9 protein-coding genes are annotated in these 11,767 nt (G+C 43.0%); 3 read left to right on the top strand and 6 right to left on the bottom strand.

The features are described 5' to 3' along the window. Positions 1-10: 10 nt before the first annotated feature. Positions 11-3,895 (bottom strand): phosphoribosylformylglycinamidine synthase, encoded by a 3,885-nt coding sequence (purL, locus tag PAARA_RS09030; protein WP_062568704.1) that lies wholly within the window; start codon positions 3,893-3,895, stop codon positions 11-13. A 310-nt stretch (positions 3,896-4,205) separates the two neighbouring features. Here purL and mltF point away from each other — a divergent pair, with 310 nt between their 5' ends. Both mltF and PAARA_RS20620 read left to right on the top strand, forming a co-directional pair. Beyond that, positions 4,206-5,684 (top strand): membrane-bound lytic murein transglycosylase MltF, encoded by a 1,479-nt coding sequence (gene mltF / locus PAARA_RS09025; RefSeq protein ID WP_062568703.1) that lies wholly within the window; start codon positions 4,206-4,208, stop codon positions 5,682-5,684. A 100-nt stretch (positions 5,685-5,784) separates the two neighbouring features. Beyond that, positions 5,785-5,958: a hypothetical protein gene (locus tag PAARA_RS20620; protein WP_162898022.1), complete on the top strand. Its 174-nt coding sequence runs from the start codon at positions 5,785-5,787 to the stop codon at positions 5,956-5,958. Here PAARA_RS20620 and tadA read toward each other — a convergent pair whose 3' ends face one another. Further along, positions 5,959-6,456 carry a tRNA adenosine(34) deaminase TadA gene (gene tadA, locus PAARA_RS09020; protein WP_062568702.1) on the bottom strand — a complete coding sequence of 166 codons (498 nt, stop codon included), beginning with the start codon at positions 6,454-6,456 and terminating at the stop codon, positions 5,959-5,961. It abuts the gene before it with no gap. Positions 6,457-6,687: 231 nt separating this feature from the next. On the opposite strand from tadA, the gene PAARA_RS09015 reads away from it, so the two are divergent. Beyond that, complete coding sequence (locus PAARA_RS09015) at positions 6,688-7,992, top strand: inosine/guanosine kinase (protein ID WP_062568701.1); 1,305 nt, start codon at positions 6,688-6,690, stop codon at positions 7,990-7,992. Between the two features lie 6 nt (positions 7,993-7,998). Here the strand turns inward: PAARA_RS09015 and glsB are convergent, their stop codons facing one another. From glsB to ftsE, 4 genes are all read right to left on the bottom strand, one after another. Then, the gene (gene glsB / locus PAARA_RS09010) at positions 7,999-8,919 is read right to left on the bottom strand and encodes a glutaminase B (protein WP_062568700.1); all 921 of its coding nucleotides are present in this window, start codon (positions 8,917-8,919) and stop codon (positions 7,999-8,001) included. 79 nt (positions 8,920-8,998) lie between these two features. After that, positions 8,999-9,862 (bottom strand): RNA polymerase sigma factor RpoH, encoded by an 864-nt coding sequence (gene rpoH, locus PAARA_RS09005; RefSeq protein WP_062568699.1) that lies wholly within the window; start codon positions 9,860-9,862, stop codon positions 8,999-9,001. 239 nt (positions 9,863-10,101) lie between these two features. Beyond that, entirely contained in the window at positions 10,102-11,088 is a 987-nt protein-coding gene (gene ftsX, locus PAARA_RS09000) for a permease-like cell division protein FtsX (protein ID WP_062568698.1), read from the bottom strand. Then, on the bottom strand, positions 11,085-11,762 hold the full coding sequence (gene ftsE, locus PAARA_RS08995) for a cell division ATP-binding protein FtsE (RefSeq protein WP_062568697.1): 678 nt from the start codon (positions 11,760-11,762) through the stop codon (positions 11,085-11,087). Before ftsE ends, ftsX begins: the two co-directional genes overlap by 4 nt. Positions 11,763-11,767 lie beyond the last annotated feature (5 nt).

Raw genomic sequence — 11,767 nt, 5'->3', positions numbered from 1 at the left:
TAACTAAGTTCTAGCCAACGTTTTTACGTGCGTTGCGGAACATGCGCATCCATGGGCTATCCTCTTTCCACTCATCTGGGTGCCATGAGTTAGCAACAGTACGGAATACACGCTCTGGGTGCGGCATCATAACCGTTGCACGGCCATCAGTAGAGGTAATACCCGTGATACCTTCTGGCGAGCCATTCGGGTTAGCAGGGTATTGCGTTGTTGGGTTACCGTAGTTATCAACAAATTTTACTGCCACAGTACCTGACTCAAGCGCTGCTTTAATTGCATCGCTGTTTGCAAACTCAGCATGACCTTCACCGTGAGAAACAGCGATAGGCATACGTGAACCTGCCATACCATTAAAGAATACCGATGGGTTTTCTTGCACTTCAACAAGGCTAAAGCGAGCTTCAAAACGCTCTGACTTATTGGTTACGAAACGTGGCCAGTGCTCAGTACCTGGGATCAATTCTTTCAATGTTGAAAGCATTTGACAGCCATTACACACACCTAAGCTGAATGTATCTTCGCGGTGGAAGAAGCTTTGGAACTGCTCACGCGCCATCTCATTAAATAAGATTGACTTAGCCCAGCCTTCACCTGCACCTAATACGTCACCGTAAGAGAAACCACCACATGCCACTAAGCCTTTAAATTGCTCAAGTGTTAAACGACCTTCAAGAATATCGCTCATGTGCACGTCAACAGCAGCAAAGCCGGCGCGGTTAAATGCCGCCGCCATTTCTAAGTGAGAGTTAACACCTTGCTCACGAAGAATCGCCATTTTCGGCTTCGCACCTGTTGCAATGTAAGGCGCTGCAACATCTTCGTTTAAGTCAAAGTTTAGTTTTACGTTAAGACCAGGGTCTTTTGCATCAAACTTAGTATCAAACTCTTGCTTTGCACATTCTGGGTTGTCACGACGCGCTTGCATTTGATAAGTTGTTTCAGCCCAAATAGTACGAAGCTCAGTACGGGTGTGGTTAAGTACTACATCATCACCACGCGTAAATACCACGCGGTCATCAGCGTTTAATGTACCAATTTCATGGCTGATAGCAGCTAAACCGTGGTCAGCAAGAACCGCTTTCACTGCGTCTAAATCGTCATTAGCTACTTGAATCACTGCACCTAACTCTTCATTATAAAGCGCTTCGATGTCTGAACCTGTTAAGCCTGCAAGGTCAACAGTGACACCTGTGTGGCCCGCAAATGCCATTTCAGCAACCGTAGTGAATAAGCCACCGTCTGAACGGTCATGGTAAGCAAGTAACTTATTATCAGCTACAAGTGCTTGCATTGCTTCATAGAAGCCTTTTAATAATGCAGGGTTATCAACATCAGGTGTCACATCACCTAGTTGCTTATAAACCTGTGCAAGGCTTGATGCACCCAGTCGGTTTTGACCCGCACCTAAATCAACTAATAATAGCGATGAGTTACCTTTATCAGTGCGTAGTTGTGGCGTCACTGTTTTACGAACATCTTCAACACGACCAAATGCAGTGATGATCAGCGATAATGGTGCAGTAACCGATTTTTGTTCACCGTCTTCATCCCATTGAGTTTTCATCGACATTGAGTCTTTACCCACAGGGATTGTTAAACCAAGTGCAGGACAAAGCTCTTCACCCACCGCTTTAACAGCCTCGTAAAGACCCGCATCTTCGCCAGGGTGACCTGCTGCAGCCATCCAGTTTGCAGATAGCTTAATATTTTCAAGGCCACCGATGTTAGCACACGCGATGTTCGTTAGAGACTCAGCCACCGCTAAACGAGCAGACGCACCGTAGTTTAAAAGTGCAGCTGGTGTACGCTCACCGAGTGACATTGCTTCACCGTGGTAAGTATCAAACGCAGCGGCTGTTACCGCACAGTTGGCGACTGGTACCTGCCAAGGACCCACCATTTGGTCACGCGCAACTAAACCCGTTACCGTACGGTCACCAATGGTGATTAAGAATGTTTTCTCAGCAATCGTTGGTAAGCGTAATAAACGTTGTGCAGCATCTGCAGCATCAATGTTAGCAACGTCTAATGGTTGCGATTGTGCTTTTTTCGACTCAACTTCGCGGTGCATTTTTGGTGCTTTACCTAGTAATACATCAAGCGGAAGATCGACAGGACTGTTACCGAAGTGGCTATCTTCAACCGTTAAGTGACGCTCTTCTGTTGCTTCACCAATTACCGCATATTCTGCACGCTCACGTTTACAGATTGCTTCGAAGCGCGCGAAGTCTTCTGCCGCAACCGCTAATACGTAACGCTCTTGAGATTCGTTACACCAAATTTCGTGTGGTGCCATACCCGGCTCATCGTTAGGAATATCACGAAGTTGGAATTTACCACCACGACCACCGTCGTCGACAAGCTCAGGGAATGCGTTTGAAAGACCACCTGCACCCACATCGTGGATGAAAGCGATTGGGTTTGCATCACCTAACTGCCAACATTTGTCGATAACTTCCTGACAACGACGTTCCATTTCTGGGTTTTCACGTTGTACAGATGCAAAGTCTAAGTCTTCGTTTGATTGACCTGATGTCATACTAGACGCAGCACCACCACCTAGGCCGATGTTCATTGCAGGGCCACCGAGTGCAATTAATTTTGCACCTACTGGGATTTCACCTTTTTGAACATGCTCAGAGCGAATATTACCTAAACCACCAGCAAGCATGATTGGCTTGTGGTAACCACGTACCTCGATACCGTTATGGCTTGATACTTTTTCTTCATATGTACGGAAGTAACCAAGTAAGTTAGGGCGACCAAATTCGTTATTGAATGCCGCACCGCCTAGTGGACCTTCAGTCATGATATCAAGTGCATTAACGATACGACCAGGCTTACCAAAGTCAGTTTCCCATGGTTGCTCGTAACCAGGAATACGTAAGTTAGAGACTGTAAAACCGACTAAACCCGCTTTAGGTTTAGAACCACGGCCAGTTGCACCTTCATCACGAATTTCACCACCCGAACCAGTCGATGCACCTGAGAATGGCGCAATCGCTGTTGGATGGTTGTGCGTTTCAACTTTCATCAAGATTTCGATGTTTTCTTGATGATATGCGTACTCGCCTTCATTGTTCGGGAAGAAACGACCCGCTACTGAGCCTTTCATTACCGCTGCGTTATCTTTATAGGCAGATAACACGTTTTCAGGGTTTTGCTCGTAGGTGTTTTTGATCATTTTGAACAATGATTTTGGCTGTTCGATGCCATCAATTGTCCAATCAGCGTTAAAGATTTTGTGACGACAATGTTCAGAGTTTGCTTGTGCAAACATGAATAATTCGATGTCGTTCGGGTTACGCCCCAACTTTTGGAAGTTTTCTACCAAGTAATCAATTTCGTCATCTGCAAGTGCAAAACCTTGCTCAACGTTTGCTTTAGCAAGTGCTGCACGGCCACCACCTAAAATGTCAACTGATGACATTGGACGCGGTTCATCGTGACGGAATAATTTAGCTGCGTCAGCCATATCCGCGTGCGTTGCTTCAGTCATACGGTCATGTAATAACGCTGCAACTTCAGCTGTTTGTTCAGCTGATAGCTGACCTTCAACGTAGTATGCAATACCACGCTCAACACGGTGAACTTGGCTTAAGCCACAGTTATGTGCGATGTCAGTTGCTTTTGATGCCCAAGGCGAGATAGTACCTGGACGCGGCGTTACAAGAATTAACGTGCCAGCAGGGGTATGCTCGGCAATCGTTGGACCATAAGTAAGCAGCTTTTCTAGCTTTGTTTGCTCATCGGCTGAAAGTTCAGCAGTAAGATCAGCAAAATGCATGAACTCGGCATAAACGTCAGTGACTGGAAGTTGTGCCTGTTGGCAACGCGCTAAAATTTTCTGAACTCTAAAATCGGAAAGTGCTGGTGCACCACGAAGGATCAACATAGGTATTTTCATCCGGGGTTAGGGATTGAACGATATTTTAGGCGCGTATTATAGTGCAAATAACGCCTAGATTTAACTCAAAATTGCGCTTTTATTTAAATAATCTTCATAACCGCTTTTACGTTTGCAACAATCGAGCACCCTAATACCCGTTATTTTTTCGCAGGTTCTTGTTCTGTATGACTTATCTATTTGCAACCTTGATGCCTTTATTAATTTAAAATAGATATATAAAACTATTCGCCAAGTGACGCAGCTTTGAAGTTTTGCTATAACGGTAAGGTAATGGTTTAAGGGGCATTTATAATCTATGCAAAAGTTACTCGCTATTTTTAGTTTAGTGCTCATGTTATGTGCATGCGATATGCAACAACAGCCTTCGCAACTAGCTCATATCAAGGCGCAGAATAAAATTAGAGTTGGTACTTTAGCCGGCGCGAGTAATTACTATCAAGCGCCACAAGGTGTGCAAGGCTTCGAGTATGAGCTTGCTCAAGAGTTTGCTGACTATGTCGGTGTTGAACTTGAAATGGTGCCCTTTTTTAACTTATCAGATATGTTCACCCGCCTAGAAAATGGCGACTTAGACGTAATAGCTTCAGGGCTTACGTACAATACGATTCGCGCTAAGCATTACCGCTTCGGTCCAACTTATCGCACAATTAGTCAGAAACTAGTTTACAAACAAGGCCGTGTCCGCCCCCGCGAATTCGACGATTTAACTGGCAACTTAACTGTGCTTGCAAAAAGCAGTCACTCACTTGCTTTACAGCAATTAAAACAACTTCACCCGACTTTGAGCTGGAATGAAACTGAGGACATGGATGAAGAAGAGTTGTTGCAAGCTGTGATTGATGGTGAGATTGACTACACCCTCGCTGACTCGCATACATTGTCACTGTTTCGCCGTTACCATCCTAATTTAAGCATTGGCTTTTCGGTCACCCGAAACGATCCAATAGCATGGGTTTTAAGAAAAGATGGTGATGACTCTTTATATGCTTTAATGGTGCCTTTTTTTGGCGATATAAAACAAACGAACCAGCTTTACGTACTTGAAGAAAAGTACTTTGGTCATGTACGCCAGTTTAACTATGTAAATACCCTTGCCTATATCGAAGCGATTAAAGAAACCTTACCAAAGTACCAGCCTTGGTTTGAACAATATGCTGGTAATATTGACTGGCGCTTACTTGCTGCACTGAGCTATCAAGAATCGATGTGGAACCCTAAGGCTAAATCGCCTACTGGGGTCCGTGGTATCATGATGTTAACTCAAGCCACTGCCAAACAAGTTGGCGTAACCAACCGTTTAGCACCAGAGCAAAATATCAAAGGTGGCGCTGAATATTTAGCCCAGCTAATCTCTTGGATCCCTGAGCGGATCCCACAACCTGACCGTACATGGTTTGCGCTCGCTTCATATAATGTAGGTTGGGGGCATGTAAATGATGCGCGTATTATTACCGAACAAGAAGGTGCAAGCCCGGATAAATGGGCTGATGTGAAAAAACGTTTACCGCTTTTAATTAAAAAACGCTATTACCGTAAAACTAAATATGGCTATGCACGTGGTGATGTTGCCGTGAAATACGTTGATAACATTCGTCGTTACTATGACGCTTTAGTTTGGCTTGATGAAAATGACGCTATTTCAAACCCGAGTGATGAAGAAGCAATAACGCAACAAGAAGACCCTAACTTGCCGGATAATGACAACAAGCAGAGCAAACCTGACAATGAGCAACAAGCTGCTAATACTGAACAAAACAAGTTAAACAATAACTAACCAATACAGCAGAAATCAGTTTACTTGTCATCAAATGATCATTATCTTCTAGAACAATATCCCAATTCATGCCATGCTTTCTCTCACTTTAGGAGCTCACATGTTAAAAAGAAGACGTACCACACATAAATTTAAACGTAATGTGATTTACTCTACAGCGACACGCCGTCGCATCATGCTACGTAACACACACAAAAAAGTTATTTGGCGCCGCCGTTTATTTGCCATGCAATTAATGGAAGCACAAGAAACCCCAGCAACGCCGGTTGTTTAACTAGGCGTTGCGAGCAGCAAGCTTCGCCGCTTTTTTCTCTTTTCTACGGCGTTTAAAAAACGCTGAAATTACCGCGCCACACTGTTCACTCATTACGTCACCGGTTACTTCAACTTGATGATTTAGTCTTGGTTCTTGTAATAGGTTCATAATTGACCCTGCAGATCCTGTTTTTGCATCTTTAGCACCAAATACCAAACGTTTGATACGACTATGCACTAACAATCCTGCACACATAGAACAAGGCTCTAAGGTCACATATAAAGTACAATCAATCAAACGATAGTTATTAAGTACTTTACCCCCTTCACGTATAGCCATCATCTCAGCATGAGCAGAGGGGTCATTATCAGTAATTGAGCGGTTATAACCATAAGCAATGAGTTGATTATCTTTTACCAGTACTGCACCAACAGGAATTTCATCAATCGCTTCTGCTTTACTTGCAAAAGTGAGGGCTTTTTCCATCCAATACTCGTCACTATATTGTTCGCTCATAAATCACACAAAACTTGTAAAACTGTGAGTAATTATACCTAGTTAGTCAATAAAAAGGGCAATAAATACTGCTACACTTAAAAATTAACGCAAATTTTAGTGGCTTTTTCATGGCTCAACGGACCCATATTGCGCTATAATCTCGCGCTTTTTTTATTTCGCTAATAGCAATTCAACTAGGTAAATTTGTTGATTTACAATTTGCAATTGATATCAATACACGGGTAGCAAATGAAATTTCCTGGACGCCGCAGGCATAAACATTATTTTCCAGTGGAAGCTAAAGATCCACTTACTAATCAACTCAACTCAACGGAACGACTACAACGTAGTTATATAACCGGTATCGATCAAATTGTGGTCGACATTGAAGCTAAAGTTGATCAAGCTTTCCTTGATGAATTTCAATTGCGCCGTGGTATGTCGCAAGTCATTGATAACGATATTACCAATGCCCTATACGACCGCCTAAAGCTCAATAATATGGTCGATTATGAGTTTGCTGGTGGCACTATTGGCAACACAATGCACAATTACTCAACACTTGCTGATGACCGCTCAGTACTACTTGGTGTGATGAGTGAAAATATCAAAATTGGTAGTTATGCATACCGCTTTTTATGTAATACCTCTAGCCGCGTAGATCTTAATTACTTACAACCGGTTGACGGACCCATCGGTCGCTGCTTTACCTTGATTGACGAAACGGGTGAACGTACTTTCGCCATTAGTGCTGGGCTTATGAACCACCTTCGTCCTGAATCAATCGATAAAGAGCTCATAGAGAACTCTTCAGCACTGGTGATCAGCGCCTACTTAATGCGTACACAAGGCGATGAAACCATGACCGACGCAACAATGCAGGCTGTTAAGTATGCAAATGATGCAGGTGTCCCCGTGGTATTAACACTCGGCACTAAGTTCTTAATTGAACAAGACCCTACTTGGTGGGCTAAATTTGTTAAAGAACACGTTGATATTCTTGCGATGAACGAGGAAGAAGGTCTCGCCATTACAGGTTTTGAAGATCCGCTTCTTGCAGCAGATAAAGCCCTTGATTGGACTGACTTAGTGATATGCACAGCTGGCGAGAAAGGCTTATTTATGGCCGGTTATGTAGATGATTCATTCAAGCGCGAAACAGAATACCCGCTTCTACCAGGTGCAATCGCAGATTTTAACCGTTACGAGTTTTCGCGCGCAATGCGCAAAGATGACTGCCAAAACCCTATTCGTGCCTATAGCCATACCGCACCGTTTATGGGTGGTCCTGATAGCATCAAAAACACAAACGGTGCAGGTGATTGTGCGCTTGCTGCGGTATTACATGATTTATCAGCAAACGTTTACCACAAACTCAATGTGGCAAACTCAGCGAAGCATCAGCAACCTGCTATGACGTACTCATCGCTTGCACAAATTAGTAAATACGCTAACCGTGCAAGTTATGAAGTGCTTGTTCAGCACTCACCACGTTTATCGCGTGGCTTACCTGAACGTGAAGATTGTTTAGAGCAAGTATACTGGGAGCAGTAATCGCGACTAAAAAATCGAAATATCCAGTTTCTGGGATAAGCGCTCAAGGGCCGCTATCCCAGCCACTGAGTTACCATATGAATTTAAACGTGGTGCCCATACCGCAACCGTAAACTGATTAGGTAGTACTGCTAAGATTGTTCCAGATACTCCTGATTTTCCGGGCATACCGACACGGTAACCAAAGTCCCCCGCTGCATCGTATAAACCACTGGTAAACAGTAACGAGTTAAGTTGTTTATTTTGCCTTGCACTCAGCACTTTATTGCCGTTGGCATCTTTGCCCTGATTAGCGAGATAATTGTAAGCTTTTGCTAATTCAACGCAGTTCAATTCGATGGCACAGAAATTAAAATAAGCCCATAAGACATCATCTACTTCGTTATTAAAATTACCAAATGATTTCATTAAATGTGCCATGGCCGCATTGCGATGACGAAACTCATATTCAGAGTTAGCCACTTTTTTGTCGATTATGACGCTTGGATTCCCTGATAACTGCCGAAATGATTCAAGCATAGAATGCATCGGTGCAGACAGTCGACTGTAAAGCGCATCACATGTCACAATGGCACCAGCATTAATAAATGGGTTACGCGGGATGCCATGTTCAAACTCAAGTTGGGTCAATGAGTTAAACGCTGTACCAGAAGGCTCTTTACCTACTCGCTGCCATAATTCATCCCCATAACGCTGAAGCGCTAAAGTCAGGGTCATCACTTTAGAAACTGATTGAATAGTAAAACGCGCACTACAATCACCACCGCAGTAAGTTTGACCGTCTACGGTATGAATCGCTATAGCGAACTGATTTGGCTCAACCTCTGCTAACGCAGGAATATAGTCAGCAACCTTACCTTGGCTCAGTAATGGCTGAACTTCTTTGGTTATTTCATCTAATACATGTTGATAATCAATCTGTGACATACCGCGTCCTTAAAACAAAAAGCCCCGCATTTGCGAGGCTCTGTAGTCTACTAGAGATGGTTTGCTATAGCGATCGCTATTAGCTCATTGCTGATTGCAGCTTTTTCATCGCTGTTTTTTCTAGCTGGCGAACACGCTCAGCTGACACATTGTATTTTTCAGCAAGCTCTTGCAGTGTTGCTTTATCATCCGCTAACCAGCGCGCACTAACGATATCTTGCGAACGCTCATCTAGGGTTTTTAATGCGCTAAATAAACGTGCATGAGATTGCTCTTGCCATTGCTGCTCTTCAATATCATCAGCAAGGTCAGCACTGCCATCTGTTAAATACTGTACTGGCGAGTATGTGCTTGTCGGTGCGTCATCATTGTCGTCGCCCGTTAAATCGAAGCCCATATCTTGGCCACTCATACGTGATTCCATCTCACGTACTTCTTTTTCGCTAACACCCAGCTCGTTTGCAACGGTGCTAACCTCAGCTTGGTTGAACCAACCTAAACGTTTTTTGTTTTTACGTAGGTTGAAGAATAACTTACGTTGCGCTTTTGTCGTTGCAACTTTCACGATACGCCAGTTTTTCAATACGTATTCGTGAATTTCTGCTTTTATCCAATGTACTGCGAATGAGACCAAACGAACACCGACACTTGGGTCGAAACGTTTTACCGCTTTCATCAGACCGATGTTACCTTCTTGAATCAAATCGGCTTGCGGTAGACCATAGCCTGAATAGCTTTTTGCAATGTGAGCAACAAAGCGAAGATGTGACATAATGAGTTGCTTTGCAGCATCAAGATCACCTTCTTCCTGAAGACGTGTCGCTAACTGTTTTTCTTTCTCAGCATCAAGCATAGGAATGGTGCTAACAGCTTGAAGATAGCCATCCATACTTGCGCTTTGTTGACCTACAGTAAGTGCCATTGCGTATAAATCTTTACTCATTTTTCACCTCAGTGATAAACATTTTAAAACCATCTTAGCACTCTTTAAGCGAGAGTGCTAATTTCAATTAAAAACTTTTTTGAACCTCAGATCAAGTGGTTTTTTTTATCTATTTTTAGTTTACGCTAACACGCTGAATATGCGGTGAATTCTAGCTTTGATTGAAAAAGCGATAAATTAATTACTACTTTATTTAGCGCTAATAGAGCAGTGTAACAACGAATTGTTACACTTTATTGTTATACTTTATCGGGTTCTATTTCTTTTATATAGCGGCTAACTGATAAGTAAGACCCGACAAAGCCGAGTGCTGTTGCAAGTGCAACTAAAACGCCGAATTCCGACATTGTCAGACCGATTAAATCAAAGCTGGTTTCATAGACGCCCGCCACTTCACTAACCGCACTGCCTAGCCACCACATCATTAAAGCAACACAAATAAAAGAGAACAAACCACCAATAATACCGTACCACACCCCTGTCCATAAAAATGGCGCATGAATAAAGGTGTTTGTCGCACCGACAAGCTTCATCACTTGAATTTCTTCTTTTTTGTCCATTATCGATAAACGGATAGTATTACCAATGATTAAAGTAACAGAGGTTAATAATAGTAGGGCAATAGTGATGACGCTCTCTTTTAATAAACTTAATAGTGCATTCAAACGTTCAAGCCACGCGATATCAAGCTTACCAAAATCAACCTCACGCTCAGCCTCTAGTTTTTTAAGTAATTGCTCTGCTGCATTTGGTTGACGGTGACGAATGGTAGGCGTAACGATAACAACATCAGGCAGTGGATTTGCATCAAGGTATTCCAGTGCTTGGCCAAAACCAGATACCTGTTTAAACTCAGTAAGTGCATCCCCTTTTGAAATAAACTCCACTTTATCGATTTCAGGATAAAGAGCTAAACGTTTCACTAGGGTTTGCGTTTGTTGCTGAGTCATACTTTCTTTAACAAACAACGAAATTTCTGCCGCGTCTTCAAAACCACTACTCACTTGAGATACATTTTTAACCACTAAATACAAAGTGGCCGGTAAGGTTAAACTCAAGCCTAAAACAGCAATCGTCATAAGTGATGCAAGAGGTGTTCGCCACATTTCACCGAGGCTGTGCACACCTTGTCGAATAAGGTTCATTATAAAAAAGTAAGGCGAAGCAAAAAGTGATTTTTGTTGTCCCTCTGTTTGGCTTGAACGACTTTTGAATAATAAACTCATAGTGTTTCCTCCGCTAACGGATCTTGAATCATTCGACCATCCTTTAACGTAAGGCTGCGGTAACGCATACGCGCAATCAAGCCAATATCATGAGTTGCAATTAATACCGTTGTACCATGGTGATTAAAATCCTCGAATAAGCGCAGGATATCCATTGAAAGCTCAGGATCTAAATTACCTGTTGGTTCATCAGCTAATAAAATTGGTGGCGAATTAACAATCGCTCTGGCTATTCCTACACGCTGTTGTTCACCACCAGATAAAGTAGCAGGGCTACATTTAGCTTTATCGAGCAAGCCAACCTTATCTAATGCACCATGAACACGTTTAGCAATTTGCTTGTGGTGCGTTCCTTCAATCACAAGCGGTAAGGCAACATTATCAAATACAGAATAACGCTCTAAAAGGCGATGGTTCTGAAAAATAATACCAATATCACGACGAATATACGGCACCTGGCGTGACTTAACGGCATTTAAATCCACACCATTTATTAGTACCTGCCCTGCTGATGGGCGCTCCATGAGGCTAATGAGCTTTAACAAAGTACTTTTACCAGCACCACTATGGCCTGTTAAAAAAGCAAGCTCGCCAGGCTTAATATGAAAGCTGACTTTTTCAAGGGCACGATGGCCCCCCGGATAGGTTTTACTGACTTGCTGAAAATTTATCATTTTAA

Origin of the sequence: Pseudoalteromonas arabiensis, from assembly GCF_001550155.1 — a bacterium.
Classification (GTDB): Bacteria; Pseudomonadota; Gammaproteobacteria; order Enterobacterales; family Alteromonadaceae; genus Pseudoalteromonas; species Pseudoalteromonas arabiensis.
The sequence above is the reverse complement of the archived record's forward strand: the minus strand, read 5'-3'. Positions and strand labels throughout refer to the sequence as shown.

Excerpts from the sequence above, each read along its gene's own strand:
- tadA (WP_062568702.1), bottom strand. The coding sequence starts at position 6,456 with ATGAGCGAACAATATAGTGACGAGTATTGGATGGAAAAAGCCCTCACT.
- PAARA_RS20620 (WP_162898022.1), top strand. The coding sequence starts at position 5,785 with ATGTTAAAAAGAAGACGTACCACACATAAATTTAAACGTAATGTGATT.
- PAARA_RS09015 (WP_062568701.1), top strand. The coding sequence starts at position 6,688 with ATGAAATTTCCTGGACGCCGCAGGCATAAACATTATTTTCCAGTGGAA.
- rpoH (WP_062568699.1), bottom strand. The coding sequence starts at position 9,862 with ATGAGTAAAGATTTATACGCAATGGCACTTACTGTAGGTCAACAAAGC.
- purL (WP_062568704.1), bottom strand. The coding sequence starts at position 3,895 with ATGTTGATCCTTCGTGGTGCACCAGCACTTTCCGATTTTAGAGTTCAG.
- ftsE (WP_062568697.1), bottom strand. The coding sequence starts at position 11,762 with ATGATAAATTTTCAGCAAGTCAGTAAAACCTATCCGGGGGGCCATCGT.
- glsB (WP_062568700.1), bottom strand. The coding sequence starts at position 8,919 with ATGTCACAGATTGATTATCAACATGTATTAGATGAAATAACCAAAGAA.
- mltF (WP_062568703.1), top strand. The coding sequence starts at position 4,206 with ATGCAAAAGTTACTCGCTATTTTTAGTTTAGTGCTCATGTTATGTGCA.
- ftsX (WP_062568698.1), bottom strand. The coding sequence starts at position 11,088 with ATGAGTTTATTATTCAAAAGTCGTTCAAGCCAAACAGAGGGACAACAA.